Raw genomic sequence first — 21,039 nt, 5'->3', positions numbered from 1 at the left:
TGGGTAATAGAAAAAAAAGGTGGGGCATGCTAGCTGATAAAGATCGTATCTTCACCAATATTTATGGTTTAAAAGACAAATCATTAAAGGCTGCGATGTTGCGTGGGCATTGGAATGGTCTGAAAGAAATGATTGACAAAGGCCGTGATTGGATCATTGATGAAGTGAAGGCATCGGGTTTACGCGGTCGTGGTGGTGCTGGTTTTCCTACTGGAGTGAAGTGGTCCTTTATGCCAAAGCAGAATGATGGGCGTCCTCATTATTTGGTTGTCAATGCCGATGAATCTGAACCTGGAACTTGTAAAGACCGTGATATTTTACGTCATGACCCCCACACTTTGATTGAAGGATGTGCAATCGCTACTTTTGCTATGGGAGCCAATGTTGCTTTTATTTATATTCGTGGTGAATATATTCGTGAACGTGAAGCGCTTCAAGCTGCCGTTGATGAATGCTATGATGCGGGTTTACTTGGCAAAAAAACGAAATATGGGCATGCTTGTGATATTGTTATTCATCATGGAGCGGGTGCTTATATTTGTGGTGAAGAAACAGCTCTTCTTGAAAGTCTTGAGGGGAAAAAGGGACAACCTCGGCTTAAACCACCATTTCCTGCCAATATGGGGATTTATGGCTGTCCAACAACAGTAAATAATGTAGAGTCTATTGCCGTTGTTCCAACGATTTTGCGGCGGGGTGCTTCGTGGTTTTCATCAATCGGACGAGCAAATAATGTTGGAACGAAATTATTTATGGTTTCAGGGCATGTTAATGCACCTTGTACATTTGAAGACGCTCTTGGTGTTTCATTCCGTGAATTAATTGAAAAACATACGGGTGGTGTTCGTGGTGGATGGAATAATCTTTTAGCAGTTATTCCAGGGGGGGCTTCTTGTCCAGTCGTTCGTGGTGAGGATATGATCGATGCGATCATGGATTTTGATGGGATGCGAAATGTCGGGTCTTCTTTTGGCACAGGGGGAATGATTGTTATGGATAAATCAACCGATATTATCAAGGCAATTTGGCGTATAGCTGCTTTTTTCAAGCACGAGAGTTGTGGTCAGTGTACACCGTGTCGTGAGGGGACGGGATGGATGATGCGTCTTTTAGGGCGTATGGTTGAGGGAAGAGCGCAAAAACGCGAGATTGATCTTTTGTTTGAAGTGTCTAAACAGGTTGAAGGACACACTATTTGTGCGCTTGGTGATGCTGCCGCATGGCCTGTACAGGGGTTGATACGTAATTTTCGTCCGGAAATCGAGCGTAGAATTGATGAATACACGCGAAATGTAGTCCAAAGCAAAAATATTGCTTTAGAAGCGGTTTAATAAAGGATTTTGTTTTAAGAGCAACCGAATGCAAATTTTAAGTGGGTTATCCGCAGGTTGGATGGGTGATGATAAATATCAAAGTTGATGGCAAAGAGATTGAAGTTCCTGATTATTACACTTTGCTTCAGGCTGCTGAGGCGGCTGGGGTAGAAATTCCACGTTTTTGTTTTCATGAATCTTTGTCAATTGCTGGAAATTGTCGTATGTGTTTAGTTGAGGTTAAGGGTGGTCCATCAAAACCTCAGGCTTCTTGTGCTATGGGGGTTCGTGATTTACGATTGGGGCCTAACGGTGAGGCACCTGAGATTTTTACCAATACACCGATGGTAAAAAAAGCACGTGAAGGTGTTATGGAATTTCTTCTCATTAATCATCCTTTGGATTGTCCAGTGTGTGATCAAGGGGGAGAGTGTGATCTTCAAGATCAAGCAATGCTTTATGGACGAGATTGTTCTCGTTATACAGAAAATAAACGTGCTGTAGAAGATAAATATATTGGACCTCTCGTCAAAACTGTTATGACACGGTGTATTCATTGTACACGGTGTGTTCGTTTTACAACGGAAGTTGCAGGTATTTCTGAACTTGGTTTGATCGGTCGTGGTGAAGATGCTGAAATTACGACGTATCTTGAAAAAGCTATGACATCTGAGTTACAGGGAAATGTTATTGATCTTTGTCCAGTGGGAGCTTTAACTTCAAAACCTTATGCGTTTCATGCCCGTCCGTGGGAATTGGTAAAAACGGAATCGATTGATGTGATGGATGCGCTTGGTAGTGCTATCCGTATTGATAGCCGCGGCCGTGAAGTTATGCGGATTATGCCGCGTACGAATGAAGATGTAAATGAGGAATGGATCTCTGATAAAACGCGTTTTATTTGGGATGGATTACGGACTCAGCGGCTTGATAAGCCATATGTACGCAAAGATGGAAAGCTTCAACCTGTCAGTTGGACAGAAGCTTTTGCAAAAATTAAAATGGTAATCTCTAAAATTTTTCCAGAAAAAATTGGAGCCATTGCGGGGGATCTTGCTTCTGTTGAAGAAATGTATGCCCTTAAAGCATTATTGAGTTCTTTGGGATCAACGCTTTTTGATTGTCGTCAAAGAGGAGGGGCTTTATCGCCAGAGTTTGGGCGCTCGAGTTATATTTTTAATCCTACAATTGTAGGTATTGAACAGGCTGATGCACTGCTTATTGTGGGATCTAATCCACGTCATGAAGCAGCTGTTTTAAATGCGCGTATTTTAAAGCGCCAACGGATGGGCAATTTTCCTATTGCATTAATTGGAGAGAAAGTCGATTTACGTTATCCTTATTCTTACCTTGGATCTGGGAGTGATACATTAACGACACTTATTCGTGGAGAGGATGTTTTTTTTAATGTCTTAAAAGAAGCGAAGAGGCCCCTTATTCTTATCGGAGAGGGAGCGGTTTCAGGAAGTGAAGGTTTATCTGTTTTAAAAAGTCTTGCTAAATTAGCTGATAATATAGGTGCTCTTAGTGAGACATGGAATGGGTTTGGGGTTCTTCATAATGCAGCATCGATTGTTGGAGGGTTGGACATAGGCTTTACTTCTAAGCTTGGGGTTGCAAATATACTTAAAACCTGTGAAGTTCTATTTTTGCTTGGTGCTGATGAAGTAGAATTAGCCAATACAAAAGCTTTTACAGTTTATATTGGGAGCCATGGTGATAATGGTGCACATGCTGCTGACGTTATTTTGCCTGCATCTGCTTACACTGAAAAATCAGGGCTTTATGTGAATACAGAAGGACGTGTTCAAATGACAAATCGGGCTGGTTTTGCTCCAGGTGAAGCAAAAGAAGATTGGGCTATTTTGCGTGCTTTATCGGATATTTTAGGACAAAAGCTCCCTTTTGATTCTCTTTCTCAATTAAGGCAATGCTTGTTTAATGATTATCCACACCTTGGTGCTGTTGATGATATAGTGCCTTCTGATATAAGTGGTCTTAAGGCGCTTGGTTCAAAAATGGTTTCTCTCGAGAGTCAAGCATTTACTTCTATGGTTAAAGATTTTTATTTAACAAATCCGATAGCACGTGCTTCTGCTGTTATGGCTGAATGTTCATCTCTTGCAAAAAAAACGTGCTACACAAACAGTAAAGTAAGGGCAAAGGAAAAGGAATAATGATGTATGATTTCTTTATGACTTGGCTGTTGCCATTACTCATTATAATCGGAAAAACACTTCTTCTTTTGGTCGTTCTTTTGGTCTTAGTTGCTTATCTTCTTTATGCCGATAGAAAAATTTGGGCAGCGGTACAATTGCGTCGTGGACCAAACGTTGTTGGACCATGGGGTTTGTTACAGTCTTTTGCAGATTTAATTAAATTTGTTGTGAAAGAACCTATTATCCCAGCAGGTGCAAATAAGGGGGTTTTTCTTTTGGCTCCTTTTGTTTCAGCGACACTTGCTTTATCAACTTGGGCTGTTATTCCTGTCAATGAGGGCTGGGAGGTTGCAAAGATTAATGTTGGCTTGCTTTATATTTTAGCCATTTCATCTCTTGAAGTTTATGGTGTTATTATGGGGGGATGGGCATCAAATTCAAAATATCCTTTCTTAGGAGCTCTTCGTTCGGCGGCACAAATGGTTTCTTATGAAGTTTCCATTGGTTTTGTGCTTGTGACTGTCATTTTAATAAGTGGTTCGTTAGATCTCACAACAATTGTTTTTAAACAAACGCACGGGCTTGGTACAACTCTTGGTCTTCCTTTTAACAGTTTTCTCGATTGGAATTGGTTGGTCCTTTTTCCAATGTTTATTATATTTTTTATTTCTGCGCTTGCAGAGACAAACCGTCCTCCATTCGATTTGGTGGAAGCAGAATCTGAACTTGTTGCTGGTCATATGGTAGAATATTCTTCAACGCCTTACATGCTCTTCTTTCTAGGTGAATATGTTGCGATTGTTTTAATGTGCGCATTAACAACCATTCTATTTTTAGGCGGTTGGCTGCCTCCCTTAGATGTTTGGTGGCTTAATTGGGTTCCTGGTATCATTTGGTTTGTTTTAAAAGTTTGTTTTGTATTTTTTTGGTTTGCTATGGTCAAAGCATTTGTTCCACGTTATCGCTATGATCAGCTCATGCGGCTTGGTTGGAAGGTTTTTCTTCCTCTCTCACTAACAATGGTTGTGATAACTGCTGCTTTTTTAAAGTTTACGGATTTCGTTTAAGAGGAGATTTTACGATGTCAGGTTTTATTCAGGCGGCAAAGTCACTTCTTCTATTGGAATTTGTGAGTGCTTTTTTCTTAGCTATGCGTCAATTTTTTTCACCAAAACCCACGATTAATTATCCTTATGAAAAAGGTTTTGTATCTCAGCGTTTTCGCGGTGAGCATGCATTGCGTCGCTATCCAAATGGTGAAGAACGGTGTATTGCTTGTAAATTATGTGAAGCGATTTGTCCTGCTCAAGCGATTACAATTGAAGCTGGGCCACGGCGCAATGATGGTACACGTAGAACTGTCCGTTATGATATAGACATGGTTAAATGTATTTACTGTGGTTTTTGTCAAGAAGCCTGTCCGGTTGAAGCTATTGTCGAAGGTCCAAATTTTGAGTTTGCGACGGAAACACGTGAAGAACTTTATTATGATAAAGAAAAGCTTTTATTGAATGGAGATCGCTGGGAGCGAGAAATTGCTCGAAATATATTGATGGATGCGCCTTATCGTTAAGTGTATCGTTAAATGAGGTGTCGGATATTTTTCCGATAAATTGTAATCTGGTATGAAGTTTATACCAATTGTTTGAATAATTAAGGAGAAGCCTATGCTAACAGATCTAGCGGCGGCATTTTTCTATTTGTTTGCTTTTATTATGCTAACAAGTGCAGTTATTGTTATTACAGCACGCAATCCAGTGCATTCTGTTTTGTTTTTAATCCTCGCATTTTTTAATGCAGCAGCTTTGTTTTTACTTGCAGGAGCAGAGTTTTTGGGGCTTATTCTGCTTGTTGTTTATGTTGGAGCTGTCGCTGTTTTATTTTTATTTGTCGTTATGATGCTTGATGTTGATTTTGCTGAGTTAAAGAGTGGAACTCTTCGGTATGCTCCGATTGGGGCTCTTATTGGCATTATTATCGCTGTAGAATTGATTGTTGTTTTTATGAGTAGCTATTTTTCTCCAGTCTTGAGAACGCATGTTACGCAACCAATGCCAGATTTAGCGCAGCGAACAAATACACAAGCATTAGGTGATATTCTCTATACGGATTATGTTTTCTATTTTCAAATTGCTGGAATGATTTTATTGGTTGCAATGATTGGAGCTATTGTTCTAACACTTCGTCATAAATTAGGAGTAAAGCGGCAATCTATTGCGGAGCAAGTTTCTAGAACGGTAGAAAGTGCCATTGAAATCAAACAAGTTGAATCAGGCAAAGGTATGTAAGGGGGGCTATGTAGATGTATATTGATATTACACATTATCTCACTGTTTCTGCTTTGATGTTTACAATTGGTATTGCTGGAATTTTTCTCAACAGAAAAAATGTGATTATTATCTTGATGTCCATTGAGCTTATATTGCTTTCAGTTAATCTCAATTTTGTTGCATTTTCAGCATTTCTTCATGATCTCGTTGGTCAGGTATTCGCTTTATTTGTCTTAACCGTAGCAGCTGCTGAAGCTGCCATTGGTTTAGCAATTCTGGTCGTTTTTTTCCGTAATCGTGGTTCCATTGCGGTTGAAGATGTTAATGTAATGAAAGGCTAACCAGTGATGTATTATACGATTGTCTTTCTTCCGCTTTTGGGTTTTTTAATTGCTGCACTAGGTGGAAAAACGATAGGAGATCGTGCGAGTGAATTGATAACATGTAGCTTTATGGTTGTTGTTGCCATATTATCGTGGATAGCATTTTTCAGTATTGCACTTGGTCATATTCCAGCGATTGATGTATTGGTATTACATTGGATGACTGTTGGTGACTTAAGCTTTAATTGGGCTTTACATGTTGATACATTAACAGCTGTCATGCTTATTGTTGTAAACAGTGTTTCGGCATTGGTGCATATTTATTCAATTGGTTATATGCACCATGACCCTTCAAGGTCTCGTTTTTTTTCTTATCTTTCTTTGTTTACATTTATGATGCTTATGTTGGTCACATCCAATAATTTGATTCAGATGTTTTTTGGATGGGAAGGTGTCGGACTTGCTTCTTATTTACTCATTGGTTTTTGGTTTCAGCGCGATTCTGCTAATAAGGCCGCAATGAAAGCTTTTGTAGTTAACCGTGTTGGAGACTTTGGTTTTCTCTTAGGAATCTTTAGTATTTTTGTTTTGTTCCAATCGGTTGATTTTGCCTCTATTTTTGCAAAAGCTGCCGACAAGAGCTTTATACAAAATATGACATTTTTAGATTGGCAATTTGATGGGCAGACGGCAATTACCATTACATGTCTTTTATTATTTATTGGTGCGATGGGAAAATCCGCACAATTTCTTTTACATACTTGGCTGCCTGATGCAATGGAAGGACCAACCCCTGTATCAGCGCTTATTCATGCCGCTACAATGGTAACGGCTGGTGTTTTTATGGTTGCGCGTATGTCGCCAATTTTTGAACTTTCTTCAACTGCTTTGACCGTGATTATTATTGTTGGTGCAACAACAGCGTTTTTTGCAGCAACTGTGGGGTTGGTGCAGAATGATATTAAGCGTGTTATTGCTTATTCTACATGCTCTCAACTTGGTTATATGTTCGTGGCATTAGGTGTTGGAGCTTATGGCGCTGCTGTCTTTCATCTTTTTACGCATGCTTTTTTTAAAGCCTTATTGTTTCTTGGTGCAGGTTCTGTGATTCATGCTGTATCTGATGAACAAGATATGCGAAAAATGGGTGGGTTACGCAAACATATAAAGGTCACCTATTGGATGATGATGGTCGGGACCATTGCCTTGACCGGTGTTGGAATTCCAGGAACACTTTTCGGGACTGCAGGTTTTTTCTCAAAAGATGCGATTATAGAGTCTGCTTTTGCATCTCATAATATTGCTTCAGGATATGCTTTTTATCTTCTTGTTTTTGCTGCCTTTTTAACAAGTTTCTATTCATGGCGGCTTATCTTTATGACATTCCATGGTAAACCACGGGCAACAGTTGATGTGATGCATCATGTTCATGAATCGCCTCCAGTTATGTTGATTCCACTTTTTCTTTTATCTATTGGAGCAATATTTTCTGGTGTCTTTTTCCAACCTTACTTTTTTGGTGATTTGTATAATGCTTTTTGGAAGGGAGCATTATTTACAAGCAGCCATAATCACATTCTTCATGATGCCCACCATGTCTTTAATTGGGTAAAATGGTCGCCATTTATAGCGATGCTTCTTGGGTTTATCTTAGCTTATTTATTTTATGTTTCTATCCCATCTCTTCCTAAGAAAATGGTTCGTATTATGCCAAGAACATATAACTTTCTTTACCAAAAATGGTATTTTGATCAATTATATAACTTTTTGTTTGTTCGTCCTACCTTTAGAATTGGTTCTTTTCTTTGGAAAGTGGGAGACGGTAAGATTATTGATGGTCTAGGTCCTAATGGTATTGCAGCGCGTGTTGTTGATATTACAAATAGAGTTGTTCGAATGCAAACAGGCTATCTTTACCACTATGCATTTGCAATGCTTATCGGCGTTGCATTGCTCATTACATGGATGATGATCGGGGGCGTAAACTAATGACCGATTGGCCTATTCTTTCTACGGTTACATTTTTGCCGCTTGTTGGTGTGCTTCTGATTTTGTTTATCAAAGATGATAGTGAAGTAGCACGCCATAATATACGTAATGTCGCATTTTTTACGACTCTATTTGTTTTTATTATTTCTTTAATTATTTGGATAGGATTTGATTCTAGCAACCAAAATTTTCAAATGGTTGAAAAATACAGTTGGTTAGGGGGTGGTATTAGCTATCATATGGGGGTTGATGGTATTTCTATTCTTTTTGTTGTTCTCTCGGCTTTTCTTTTGCCTTTCTGTATTTTAGCAAGTTGGGAGAATGTTAAAGAGAGATTAAAGGCTTATATGATTGCGTTTCTTCTTCTAGAAGTTGCGATTATTGGCGTTTTTTGTGCTCTTGATGCAATGCTATTCTATGTTTTTTTTGAAGGCAGCCTCATTCCAATGTTTATCATTATAGGTGTATGGGGAGGAGCACGTCGTGTTTATGCAAGTATAAAGTTTTTCTTATATACTTTACTTGGTTCAGTGCTTATGCTGGTTGCTCTTATGGTTATGTATTGGGAGGCTGGGACACTTGATATACCAACTTTACTCAATTATCAGTTTCCTGCTCATATGCAAATATGGCTATGGCTTGCATTTTTTGCTTCTTTCGCAGTTAAAATGCCAATGTGGCCAGTTCATACATGGCTCCCTGATGCTCACGTAGAAGCACCGACAGCGGGTTCCGTTATTTTAGCTGGTGTCTTACTCAAATTAGGTGGGTATGGTTTTCTGCGTTTTTCTTTACCTATGTTTCCTATCGCTTCAGCAGATTTTGCGCCTTTTGTTTTCACATTATCGCTTATCGCTATTATTTATACATCACTGGTTGCACTTGTTCAAAGTGACATCAAAAAACTTATTGCTTATTCTTCAATAGCACATATGGGGTATGTGACAATGGGTATTTTTGCTGCGAATGAACAGGGGATACAAGGGGCTATTTATCAGATGCTATCCCATGGAATTGTTTCAGCAGCATTGTTTCTTTGTGTTGGGGTTATCTATGATCGCTTACATACACGTGAAATTTCAGCGTTTGGTGGTTTAGTGAATAATATGCCTAAATATGCTGTTGTTTTCTTAATTTTCACTATGGCAAATGTTGGTTTGCCTGGAAGCTCAGGATTTTTGGGTGAGTTTTTAACCTTAATAGGTGTTTTTCAAGTAAATAAATTGGTTGTTGTTTTAGCAACAACAGGTGTTATCTTATCGGCAGCCTATGCCCTTTATCTTTATCGGCGTGTGGTTTTTGGTTCCTTGGATAAAGAAAATTTAAAAGTATTAATAGATCTTTCTTTAAGAGAAAAATTCCTCCTTTATCCAATGGTTATTCTTACAATATTCTTTGGTATCTATCCAACGCCTATTCTTAAGGCAACGGCGTTTTCCGTAGAAACCCTCATCAATAAACTGCACTAGATAAGGGAAGAATGCACATGCAAACTGAAATAATAGCGCAATTAGTCTTAATTCTTCCGGAGCTTTTAATCGCATTAGGAGCTGTCGTGCTACTTATGATTGGTGTTTATTCCAATACACGTGCTTCTTTAACAGTGACAGGTTTAGCCATGGCACTTCTTGTGGCAACCATTATTATTCTTATAGTTTTTCCGAAAAATGGTTCATTTCAAACCAATGCGCTCGTTATCGATTCCTTTAGTCGTTATATGAAAATTTTAATGCTTATTGGTGCACTCTTTTCTCTTATCATGTCTGTTGGTTTTGCCAATGCACAAAAGTTTAATATATTTGAGTTTCCAGTACTTGTTCTTTTAGCAACCCTTGGAATGATGTTTATGATTTCAGCGGGTAATATGCTGTCGCTTTATATGGGGTTAGAATTGCAATCTTTAGCTTTATATGTTTTAGCAGCGATTAATCGTAATAATGTGAAATCTTCTGAAGCCGGTATAAAATACTTTGTTTTAGGAGCATTATCTTCAGGGTTGCTTCTTTATGGTATTTCTTTACTTTATGGTTTTACCGGTCAAATTGGTTTTCACGAAATTGCTCTTGCTTTAAAAGGTAAAAATGTACAATTGGGGGTCATTTTTGGAATTGTCTTTATTTTAGCTGGTTTGGCTTTCAAAATTTCTGCTGTTCCGTTTCATATGTGGACACCTGATGTTTATGAAGGAGCGCCCACACCGATTACAGCATTTTTTGCTGGTGCCCCTAAAGTTGCTGCAATGGCTTTAATCATCCGTATTATTGTGGTGACCTTTATTCCCCTAGGGCGTGTTGATAACGTGATGCCTGCATGGCAACAAATTTTGGTGTTCATGGCGATTGCATCAATGATACTGGGTGCTTTTGCTGCAATCGGTCAGAATAATATTAAGCGCTTAATGGCTTATTCGTCGATCAGTCATATGGGTTATGCACTTGTTGGTTTATCTGCTGGAGATATGCTTGGGATAAAAAGCGTTATCCTTTATATGACTATTTATCTTGGAATGACGCTTGGTTCATTTGCCTTTATTCTTGGAATGCGCTCTCAGAATGGAAATGTTGAAAATATTTATGATCTTTCAGGGTTAGCAAAGACGAATCCGTTTATGGCTGTTGTGATGACAATACAGCTTTTCTCTTTAGCCAGTATACCACCTATGGCTGGTTTTTTTGGAAAGTGGTATACCTTTTCTGCTGCTGTCCACGCTGGGCTTACGCCACTTGCTGTCGTTGGGATGATAGCGTCTGTCGTTGGGGCTTTTTACTATTTGCGAGTCATTAAAATTATGTGGTTTGATGATGCACAAGCGCATTTTGTTGCTTTATCGAAAGAGCTTCAATTTTGTCTTGGTCTTTCTGTATTCTTTATTTTATTTTACGCGCTTTTTGGAGTTTGGTTCGCTGAGCTAGCAGAAAAAGCAGCAACAGCATTGTTTTAATGAATATGGTTTATACTTTATCAGATTTTGCACAAAAACAGGGATACACTGTTGAAGCGTACGATAGTGTTGATTCAACAAATCTCATTGCGCAACGAAAAGCGCAAACTGGTCATCAAGGTAATCTTTGGATTGTTGCACAAGAACAATCACAGGGAAGAGCAAGAAGAGGGAGGACTTGGTCTAGTCCAAAAGGGAACCTTTATTCTAGTCTTTTATTAATTGATGATATTGTTCATCAAACTGCGGCTCAACTTGGTTTTGTTGCTGGAGTAAGTGTGGCAGAGGCAATAAAACAATTGATAAAAGAGGAAAAGCAGACAAACAATATTGTGAGCTTAAAATGGCCAAACGATATTTTGCTCAGAGGAGAAAAAAGCTCTGGAGTTTTGCTTGAGATTTTAAAATTGTCATCACAACAATATGCCTTGGTTATTGGTATTGGAATAAATGTGAAATATAATTATGAAGATGCGCCCTATTCCACTTCAAGCTTAAAGAATATCGGTTTGCATATTGATGCAGAACAATTATTTACGGTTTTGACGGAGTGTTTTTCTAAAAATTACCTTCTTTGGAAACAACCAAAAGGATGTGAAATAATCCGAAAAAAATGGCTTTTATACTCCGCTCATCTTGGGAAATATGTCAAAGTGGTGAATGATGAAAAAGTCATTGAGGGTATTTTTGATGGTCTTGATAGTGATTTTAACTGCATCATAAAGCAAAAAGACGGTCAGACAGCAATTATAACAGCTGGGGATGTTCATTTTGGTTTGGCTGATTCTGTCTAATGCAGGCCGTTGTTGAAAAATTATTTTATCATCAAATACCTTAATGATTTGGGAGATGTTTATGGTTGCAGCCAATAAGAATGAATTTGTTTTTTTACCTCTGGGAGGTGTAGGTGAGATAGGGATGAATTTAGCTGCTTACGGATTTGGTCCCCAAAGTCTTCGTGAATGGCTGCTGGTTGATATGGGGGTTAGTTTTGCTGGTTCTGAATTACCAGGTGTCGATCTTGTTTTGCCTGATATTCGTTTTCTAGAAAGTGAAAAACACAATATACGGGGTCTTGTTTTAACACATGCACATGAAGATCATTATGGGGCCGTTCTTGATTTATGTCCAAAGTTACAAGTACCGATTTACTGTACGCCTTTTACGGCAGGATTATTGGAAACTAAAAAACAATTAGATTTTGAATCTCAAAAAATTTTACTCAATATTTTTCAAGCTGGTGATTGTTTTCAGGTAGGTTCCTTTGCTGTAGAGGCTATAGCCGTTAACCATTCAATACCAGAATCTGTATCTTTAGCAATTACAACCTCTTTGGGGACTGTGATTCATACTGGTGATTGGAAAATTGATCATACCCCTTCACTCGGGGCTGTAACCGATGAAAAAAGATTTCGTGCTTTAGGCAAAAAAGGTATTTTAGCATTACTTTGTGATTCCACAAATGCATGTCGGGATGGTATCTCTCCTTCAGAACAGCAAGTTCAAGCCAGTCTTTCAGAGATTATTTCTAAAGCTGAAGGGCGCGTTGCGATAGCAACTTTTTCTTCTAATATTGGTCGGATACGTTCTATTGCTCTTGCAGCTGAAGCTGCTGGACGTAAGGTGTTTGTCATTGGGCGTTCCCTTAAGCGAAGTATTATGGTTGCACAAGAGCTTGGTTATATGAATGATTTAGCACCATTTGTTACGGAAGATGATTATGGCTACATCTCGCGAAAAGATCTTGTTTTAATTGTCACAGGGAGCCAAGGTGAGCCATGTGCTGCTTTGGCTAAACTGTCACGTGATGGAATGAAAAATATTGCACTTTCCGCTGGTGATACCGTTATTTATTCATCACGAAGTATTCCAGGAAACGAAAAAGCGATTATTGAGGTACAAAATCGTTTCATTGATTTGGGTATTAAAATTATTACGAATGAAGATGCACTTGTTCATGTTTCAGGTCATCCCCGTCGTTCAGAACTTTTACAGATGTATGATTGGATAAAGCCACAAATACTTGTCCCTGTACATGGGGAAGCAATGCATCTTAAGGCTCAGGCAACTTTAGCACGTCAAGCGGGTATTAAAACTGTTATGGATATCAGAAATGGCCATATGTTACGTCTTGCACCAGAGCCTGTGAAGGTTGTTGATCAAGTTCCTGTTGGCCGCATCTATAAAGATGGTTGCCTAATTGGAGATGAAGATGAATTAGGGATTCGTGAACGCCGCAAACTAAGTTATGCTGGTCATGTTACTATTTCTCTCCATATAAATAGTAAGCATGAATTATTAGGGGATATAGGTCTAACAACATTCGGGTTACCTGAAAGTAATGGAAAGGGGGAAAGTTTAAAAGATATTCTTTTAGATATCATAGAAAATACAGTTTATAATATCCCACGCATGAAACAGAAAAATAATGAACTTATTCGAGAGGCAACACGACGTGCAGTGAGAGCGGCTGTTCATGAAATTTGGCAAAAAAAACCTATCTGTACAGTTTTTTTACATCGGTCAAAATAAAAAAACTTTCCTATTACGTTATTAAAAAAGAGAAGAGCATTTTTATTTTATTGCTAAATAAGAAAAATAGAGAATAAAGCACAATAAATTTTTAAATGATAAGATCGTTATATTTGCAAGTATTCAGAATGCGGCTATAGATGAATAGAGGGTGTGATAAATTGTTCCGATATGATATATCTGATTAGGAGTTAATTATTTCAATGCGTCTTTCTCAATATTTCCTTCCACTTTTAAAAGAGAATCCTAAAGAAGCAGAAATTGTTTCTCATCGCTTCATGTTGCGCGCTGGAATGATTCGACAACAAACATCAGGGATTTATTCTTGGCTTCCTTTGGGAAAAAAAGTGCTTGATAAAGTTTGTAAAATTATTCGTGAAGAGCAAGAACGTGCGGGTGCAATAGAAATATTGATGCCTACAATTCAGTCTGCTGATCTTTGGCGTGAAAGCGGTCGTTATGATGATTATGGTTTGGAAATGCTCCGCATTAAAGATCGTCAAAAGCGTGATTTACTTTACGGTCCAACCAATGAAGAGATGGTAACAGATATTTTTCGCTCTTATGTTCGTTCTTATAAAGATCTTCCGCTTAATTTATATCATATTCAATGGAAATTTCGTGATGAAATTCGTCCACGTTTTGGTGTGATGCGAGCACGAGAATTTTTAATGAAAGATGCTTATTCTTTTGATCTTGATTATGAAGGCTCTGAAACATCTTATAATCGTATGTTTGTTGCTTATTTACGCACTTTTTCTCGCCTTGGCTTAAAAGCAATTCCTATGCGTGCAGATACAGGTCCAATAGGGGGGGAACTCAGTCATGAATTTATCATTTTGGCTGAAACAGGAGAGAGTGCTATCTTCTGTGATAAACAATTTCTTGAACTTACCGTTCCTGATAGTTCAATCGATTTTAGTGATAAAGCTGTTTTAGATGATATTGTTAAGCAATGGACATCTTTTTATGCAGCAACGGAAGAAATGCATAATGAAGAGGAGTGGGCTAAAGTTTCTGATCATAATCGTCTTTCAGCGCGCGGTATTGAAGTAGGGCATATTTTCCACTTTGGTACTAAATATTCTGCTCCAATGGGAGCAAAAGTTATGGGACAAGATGGAAAAGAGCATGTGGTCTCTATGGGATCTTATGGTATTGGGCCTTCGCGTCTTGTTGCGGCCGCTATTGAGGCTTCTCATGATGAAAATGGTATTATTTGGCCAAAGTCGATGGCACCGTTTGATTTTGGGATTATCAATATGAAGCCCGATGATGAAAAATGCACACAGGCATGTGAGTTTCTCTATCAGGGATTAAAGAAGGTTGGTTTTGATCCGTTATTAGATGATAGAAATGAACGCCCTGGATCAAAATTTGCAACAATGGATTTGATTGGTTTGCCAACGCAAATCATTGTTGGTCCTAACAGTATTGCACAAAATGAAGTTGAAATTAAAGATCGAAAAACAGGAATAAAAAAATCTCTAAAGGTTGAAGATGTGCTCAGCCAACTTTCTATAATTTAATAGGAAATATTATGAAGAGGCTGAAAAACAAATGCTTTTCATCTTATGAGTGGATGATCGCTTTTCGTTATATGATTCCCAATAAAAAACATGTCGTTGCATCTGTTATTTCAATTATTTCTCTTATTGGGATTATGTTGGGCGTATTTGCTCTGGTTGTTGTTATGGCGGTGATGAATGGCTTTCGTACAGAACTTCTCAATCGTATTCTTGGTATGAATGGGCATCTTATTATTCAAACAGTTGATTCTGGTTTCTCTGATTATAAGACTCTTATTTCTTCTTTAGAAACTACAAATGGTGTGAAGTTTGCTTTACCTGTTATTGAAGGTCAAGCGCTTGTTCAAGGTGAAGTTCAAGGTGGCTCTGGCGCGTTAGTTCGTGGTATGCGCAAACAAGATCTAGAAAAGCTTAAAACAGTCTCTCAAAACATTAAATTAGGATCGATTTCTCGGTTTGATCAAGAAGAAGGTGTTGCAATTGGAAGTGGCTTAGCAGAAAAATTAGGACTGACAGTTGGAAGAGATATTCGTATTATTACTCCAGATGGTGATGAGACTCCTTTTGGCGTTACCCCACGTGTGAAAGCTTATAAAGTCGTTGCTATTTTTGAAGTTGGTATGTCTGAATATGATTCAATATTTATCTTTATGCCTCTCCATGAAGCACAAATGTTTTTTAATTTGGGAGATAAGGTTCAGTCTTTGGAATTATTTCTAAATGATCCTGATGCTGTTGATCAAATAAAACCTGTTGTAGAAAAAGCAGTTGAACAACAGGTCTATTTAATTGATTGGCGTACACGCAATCAGGCTTTTTTTTCAGCCTTACAGATTGAACGAAATGTTATGTTTTTCATTCTTTCTCTGATCGTTCTTGTTGCTGCTTTAAATATTATTTCAGGGCTGATTATGCTTGTAAAAGATAAAAGTCATGATATTGCCATTTTACGCACGATGGGGGCTCAACAGAGTGCGATTTTGCGTATATTTATCATTACAGGAATGATGATTGGTTTTATTGGAACTATATTGGGTTTAGTTTTAGGTGTTATCGCGACCGCGAATATTAATCATATCCAAGATTTTATATCTTGGTTATTTAATGTCGACGTTTTTAATCCTCAACTTTATTTTTTAACAAAATTGCCTGCACAAATTGAGTGGAAACAGACCATCTTGGTTGCTATGATGGCTTTATTCTTGTCGTTTCTTGCTGCTCTCATTCCGGCATGGCGTGCTGCTAAGCTAGATCCCGTACAAGCTTTGAGGTATGAATAATGACAGCTATTTTAGAGCTTGTAGAGATTGAAAGACACTTTTTCGAGAGTCATAAGCCACTCATTGTTTTAGATAAAGCGAATTTTATTCTTAATCGTGGAGAGCTTGTCGCACTTGTTGCACCATCTGGTGCTGGAAAATCAACACTTCTTCATATTGCTGGATTATTAGAAAAACCAACAGCTGGTGATGTGATGTTACGGGGTGTTTCTTGTGCAAAGCGCTCTGATAGTGAGCGAACAGCTATAAGACGAAATGATATTGGTTTTGTTTATCAATTTCATCATTTACTTCCAGAGTTTACGGCGTTAGAAAATGTCATGATACCCCAAATGATAGCAGGATTAAAAAAATCCATAGCAGAAGATCGTGCGCGCAAATTATTAACGTATCTGCGTATTTCTCATCGTGCGAACCATCGTCCCTCAGAGTTATCGGGAGGAGAACAACAACGTGTTGCTATTGCACGTGCAGTAGCAAATGGCCCTTCGGTTCTTTTGGCTGATGAACCTACAGGAAATCTTGATCCAGTAACTTCAGCTTATGTCTTTCAAGCTTTATCTATCCTTGTTCGTCAGTCTGGTCTTTCTGCTCTTATTGCAACACATAATTACGCTTTAGCTAAGCAAATGCATCGTCGAATTACACTTAAAGAACAAAAGATTATAGAACTTCCTTAAAGCAAGGTAAAAACTTTATACGACTAATTGAATAGTTTATATTACTTTATTCAAGGAGATTTTTTTATGACAGTTTTTGTCGTTGACAAAAATCAATTAGATGCTCGTCGTCGTCGGTTGATTTTTCGTGCATGGCATCGCGGTATTCGTGAAATGGATCTCATTTTTGGGCATTATGTTGATGCTCATATCACTGAGATGAATGATAAAACGCTCTCTGAGCTTGAGTATATTATGTCTTTTGATGATCGTGATTTACTCACATGGATTACTGGAGAAATTTTGCCCCCCTCTGAAGTTGATAGTCCACTTTTTCGTGATATTGCTAATTATCGTTTTTGCTTAAGTTATTGATTCCAATGCCTATATTTAAAAAAATTGTTATTCCCAAAAATAATTCTGTTCGTATGATTTTAGATGGCGTTACTGATGGATTTGAAGCCTTTGCGCTTGCTAAATTAAGTTCAGAAATTGCACAAGGTAAACCGCTCCTCTATGTTGTCCGTGACGGAACAAAAATTGCGCATTTACAACAAGTTTTAAATTTTATTGAACCCAATTTACCCGTACTTCAATTTCCTGCATGGGATTGTTTGCCTTATGATCGCGTATCACCAGGAATTGCTGTTATGGCACGTCGACTATCAACATTGGCACACATAGCAAATTTACGGAAAGATCCATATTCTGCAATTATATTAACAACAGCAAATGCAATTATGCAAAAGTTGCCTCCTCGTGAAATGATAGAAGCTCAGCTTATTCACGCACGTGTTGGCCAGCGCAATAACATGGGAAATCTTATTCAATTTCTAGAAACCAATGGTTTTGAACGCGTTACGGTTGTCCGTGATATTGGTGAGTTTGCTGTAAGAGGAGGAATACTTGATATCTTTTCTCCGATGGATGTTGAACCTTTACGCCTTGATTTTTTTGGAGATACCCTAGAAAGTATCCGCGTATTTGATCCAGAAAGTCAAAGGACAACAGGCCAAAAAACTGAACTTTTATTACAGGCAATGAGTGAGGTTGCTCTTACACCAGAACGTATCAGTCGTTTTAAAAGCAATTATACCCGTACATTTGGTGTATCACAAAAAAATAACATGCTTTATGAAGCAATTTCTCAAGGTCGGCGTTTTGCCGGTATGGAACATTGGCTTCCATTTTTTTATGAAAACCTTGATAGCTTTTTTGATCATTGTGGCAATTTACCGATAGTTTTTGAGCATCTCATAGAAGAAGTTTTCATTGAGCGCTATCGTCTTATTGAAGACTATTATAATGCGCGCAAAGAGCGCGAAAGTGATGAAAAAAATTCTACTTCTTATCATCCAATAGATCCTAGTCTTTTTTATTTAACGCCAGAGCGTGTTTTGGAAGGTGCGCAACAATCTTCACAGCGTATTGATTTTTCTCCTTTTAATGTTCCACAAAGTTTGGAACAAACTGTTATTCACACAAATGTTAAACAAGGATATGATTTTGTAAAAGAGCGTAATGCGCAGGAAAAAAATGTTTTTTCAAGTGTTATTGATCATATCGCATCTTTACGCGCTGCTGGTAAAAAAGTGCTTTTAGCGTGTTGGAGTGAAGGATCTCTCAATCGTTTGTTACAAGTTCTCGATGAGCATGGATTGAAAAAAATAGATGTTGCAAAATCTTTGCAAACAGTCAAAGCAACACCTCGAGATCGCATATTAGCAGCTGTTATCATGATAGAACATGGTTTTGTGGCTGAAGATTTGGCTATTATAGCAGAGCAAGATATCCTTGGCGATCGTTTTATAAGATCGCCAAAGCGGCGTAAGAATAATACAAATTTTATTTCTGAAATTTCTGCTTTAAATTCTGGTGATATTATTGTGCATATCGACCACGGTATTGGCCAATTTGTTGGTCTTAAAACCATCAGAACCACTGGAATTTTACGAGACTGCCTTGAAATTAGATATGCTGGAGGTGATTTACTCTTTTTACCTGTTGAAAATATTGAGCTTCTCTCACGTTATGGCTCAGAAGGAACAGAGGTAACTTTAGATAAATTAGGAGGTGTTGCTTGGCAAGCACGTAAAGCTCGGCTAAAAAAACATTTATTGGAAATGGCAGGGCAATTAATCCGTATAGCTGCAGAGCGTATGACTCGTGCTGCGCCTGCTTTACTTCCACCAATTGGACCATTTGATGAGTTTGTTGCTTGCTTTCCCTATGAAGAAACGGAAGATCAAATGAATGCAATTGATGCTGTTTTGGACGATCTAGCCTCAGGCAAGCCGATGGATCGCTTGATATGCGGTGATGTTGGTTTTGGAAAAACTGAAGTAGCCATTCGAAGTGCTTTTGTTGCAGCATTAAATGGATATCAGGTTGCTGTTGTTGTACCGACAACTTTGCTTTCACGTCAACATTACAAAACATTTATTTCGCGTTTTCAAGGATTACCGGTTAAAATTGGACATGCTTCGAGGCTTGTAAAAGCGAAAGAACTTGCACGAGTAAAAAAAGGTGTTTCAGATGGTACAATCGATATTGTCATTGGAACCCATGCATTATTAAGTGGTGCAGTTAATTTTTTACGGTTAGGCCTTCTTATCATTGATGAGGAACAGCATTTTGGTGTCAAACACAAAGAGCGTTTAAAAGAGCTTAAAAGTGATATTCATGTTCTCACACTTTCAGCAACTCCCATACCACGCACTTTAGGGTTAGCTTTATCGGGTGTACGTGAACTTTCATTGATAACAACCCCCCCCATTGATAGAATGGCGGTTCGTACTTTTATTTCACCCTTTGATGCACTTGTTATACGAGAGACCCTGCTTCGAGAATATTATCGTGGTGGACAAAGTTTCTATGTTTGTCCTCGTATTTCTGATTTAGCTTTTGTAGAAGAATATCTCAAAACACATGTGCCAGAACTGAAATTCGTTGTGGCTCATGGACAAATGCCGGCTGGACAACTTGATGATATCATGAATGCATTTTATGATGGACAATATGATGTGCTGCTCTCAACAACCATTATTGAATCAGGTCTTGATATTCCAACAGCAAATACCCTAATTGTGCATCGTGCTGAGATGTTTGGCCTTTCTGCCCTTTATCAGTTACGTGGTAGGGTAGGACGTTCAAAACAACGTGCTTATGCTCTCTTTACATTTCCTGCTGGTAAAGTTTTAACAACTGCTGCTGATCGCCGTCTTAAAGTGTTACAATCTCTTGACACCTTAGGGGCCGGTTTTCAATTGGCAAGCCATGACATGGATATCCGCGGTTCAGGCAATTTTTTAGGTGAAGAGCAATCGGGGCATATCAAAGAAGTTGGATTTGAACTCTATCAAAAAATGCTTGAAGAAGCTGTTGCTGAATTAAAAGATGGAGAGCTAAATGAAGATAAGCAATGGTCACCTCAAATTTCTCTTGGTACAACAGTGATGATACCAGAAAGTTTCGTGCCTGACTTATCATTACGTATGGGACTTTATCGTCGTTTAACAGAACTTGATGGTTTAGAACAAATTGATGAATTTGCAGCGGAGTTAATTGATCGCTTTGGTCCTTTGCCCCTTGAGGTTCAACATCTTCTTAAAGTCTTTCATATTAAAACATTGTGTCGAAAAGCACATGTAGAAAAATTAGATGTTGGACCAAAGGGGATTGTCATACAGTTTCGTAATAACTATTTCGCAAATAGTGTTGCTCTTGTTCAGTGGGTGGGAAAACAAGGTACAATGGCAAAAATTCGACCAGATCAAAGTATTGCTCTTATTCGTGATTGGTCCTCAGCGGATGAAAGGCTTGTTGGAGCAGCGAATATTATGACACAGCTTGTCGAAATGGCAGAATAACATTCTGTTTAAAAAATTTCTTTATTGTTTCAGAACTGTTACTCATTTTTATAAAATCATTCTGAATAAAATTTAAGTTTATAATAAAGAACATTTTATATATTTATTTGGTTTTTATTATATACGTATTGATATAATGAAGAAAATAGATTAGACAGTTTAACTGCAATAAATA

The 21,039-nt window shown here is 38.1% G+C and carries 15 protein-coding genes and 1 pseudogene; all 16 read left to right on the top strand.

The genetic code is table 11. The features are described 5' to 3' along the window. Window positions 1–26 precede the first annotated feature (26 nt). The 16 genes and pseudogenes from nuoF to mfd all read left to right on the top strand — a co-directional run bounded on the left by nuoF (window position 27) and on the right by mfd (window position 20,864). Window positions 27–1,331, top strand: a complete 1,305-nt coding sequence (gene nuoF, locus ACFINI_RS05845) for an NADH-quinone oxidoreductase subunit NuoF (protein ID WP_375646756.1) — start codon at window positions 27–29, stop codon at window positions 1,329–1,331. Between the two features lie 68 nt (window positions 1,332–1,399). After that, a complete protein-coding gene (gene nuoG, locus ACFINI_RS05840) occupies window positions 1,400–3,490 on the top strand; it encodes an NADH-quinone oxidoreductase subunit NuoG (RefSeq protein WP_375646753.1) in 2,091 nt (696 codons plus the stop codon). A 2-nt stretch (window positions 3,491–3,492) separates the two neighbouring features. Then, window positions 3,493–4,539 (top strand): NADH-quinone oxidoreductase subunit NuoH, encoded by a 1,047-nt coding sequence (nuoH, locus tag ACFINI_RS05835; RefSeq protein WP_375629900.1) that lies wholly within the window; start codon window positions 3,493–3,495, stop codon window positions 4,537–4,539. A gap of 14 nt (window positions 4,540–4,553) precedes the next feature. After that, window positions 4,554–5,045: an NADH-quinone oxidoreductase subunit NuoI gene (nuoI, locus tag ACFINI_RS05830; RefSeq protein ID WP_273723184.1), complete on the top strand. Its 492-nt coding sequence runs from the start codon at window positions 4,554–4,556 to the stop codon at window positions 5,043–5,045. 94 nt (window positions 5,046–5,139) lie between these two features. Further along, a complete protein-coding gene (locus ACFINI_RS05825; RefSeq protein ID WP_375621225.1) occupies window positions 5,140–5,760 on the top strand; it encodes an NADH-quinone oxidoreductase subunit J in 621 nt (206 codons plus the stop codon). Between the two features lie 14 nt (window positions 5,761–5,774). Further along, window positions 5,775–6,083 (top strand): NADH-quinone oxidoreductase subunit NuoK, encoded by a 309-nt coding sequence (nuoK, locus tag ACFINI_RS05820; protein ID WP_273791275.1) that lies wholly within the window; start codon window positions 5,775–5,777, stop codon window positions 6,081–6,083. 6 nt (window positions 6,084–6,089) lie between these two features. Then, entirely contained in the window at window positions 6,090–8,054 is a 1,965-nt protein-coding gene (nuoL, locus tag ACFINI_RS05815) for an NADH-quinone oxidoreductase subunit L (RefSeq protein ID WP_375646750.1), read from the top strand. Beyond that, complete coding sequence (locus ACFINI_RS05810; RefSeq protein WP_375646764.1) at window positions 8,054–9,523, top strand: NADH-quinone oxidoreductase subunit M; 1,470 nt, start codon at window positions 8,054–8,056, stop codon at window positions 9,521–9,523. The genes nuoL and ACFINI_RS05810 overlap by 1 nt, the downstream gene beginning before the upstream one ends. A gap of 17 nt (window positions 9,524–9,540) precedes the next feature. Next, window positions 9,541–10,995, top strand: a complete 1,455-nt coding sequence (gene nuoN / locus ACFINI_RS05805) for an NADH-quinone oxidoreductase subunit NuoN (RefSeq protein WP_375646746.1) — start codon at window positions 9,541–9,543, stop codon at window positions 10,993–10,995. Then, window positions 10,995–11,805: pseudogene (locus ACFINI_RS05800) on the top strand (biotin--[acetyl-CoA-carboxylase] ligase). The gene nuoN and the pseudogene ACFINI_RS05800 overlap by 1 nt, the downstream one beginning before the upstream one ends. Window positions 11,806–11,850: 45 nt before the next feature. Further along, on the top strand, window positions 11,851–13,527 hold the full coding sequence (locus tag ACFINI_RS05795; protein ID WP_375646742.1) for a ribonuclease J: 1,677 nt from the start codon (window positions 11,851–11,853) through the stop codon (window positions 13,525–13,527). A 203-nt stretch (window positions 13,528–13,730) separates the two neighbouring features. Continuing rightward, complete coding sequence (gene proS / locus ACFINI_RS05790; RefSeq protein WP_375632246.1) at window positions 13,731–15,056, top strand: proline--tRNA ligase; 1,326 nt, start codon at window positions 13,731–13,733, stop codon at window positions 15,054–15,056. An 11-nt stretch (window positions 15,057–15,067) separates the two neighbouring features. Then, window positions 15,068–16,336, top strand: coding sequence for a lipoprotein-releasing ABC transporter permease subunit (locus tag ACFINI_RS05785; RefSeq protein WP_273791270.1), 1,269 nt, complete (start codon window positions 15,068–15,070; stop codon window positions 16,334–16,336). Further along, window positions 16,336–17,016 carry an ABC transporter ATP-binding protein gene (locus ACFINI_RS05780; protein WP_375621231.1) on the top strand — a complete coding sequence of 227 codons (681 nt, stop codon included), beginning with the start codon at window positions 16,336–16,338 and terminating at the stop codon, window positions 17,014–17,016. The genes ACFINI_RS05785 and ACFINI_RS05780 overlap by 1 nt, the downstream gene beginning before the upstream one ends. Before the next feature lie 66 nt (window positions 17,017–17,082). Further along, window positions 17,083–17,370 carry a succinate dehydrogenase assembly factor 2 gene (locus tag ACFINI_RS05775; protein ID WP_375646738.1) on the top strand — a complete coding sequence of 96 codons (288 nt, stop codon included), beginning with the start codon at window positions 17,083–17,085 and terminating at the stop codon, window positions 17,368–17,370. Window positions 17,371–17,375: 5 nt separating this feature from the next. Beyond that, window positions 17,376–20,864: a transcription-repair coupling factor gene (gene mfd / locus ACFINI_RS05770; RefSeq protein ID WP_375646733.1), complete on the top strand. Its 3,489-nt coding sequence runs from the start codon at window positions 17,376–17,378 to the stop codon at window positions 20,862–20,864. The last annotated feature ends 175 nt before the right edge of the window (window positions 20,865–21,039 follow it).

This window comes from Bartonella sp. AA56HLJMS, from assembly GCF_042197145.1.
Lineage (GTDB): Bacteria > Pseudomonadota > Alphaproteobacteria > Rhizobiales > Rhizobiaceae > Bartonella.
This window is presented reverse-complemented; position numbering and strand designations above follow the sequence as displayed.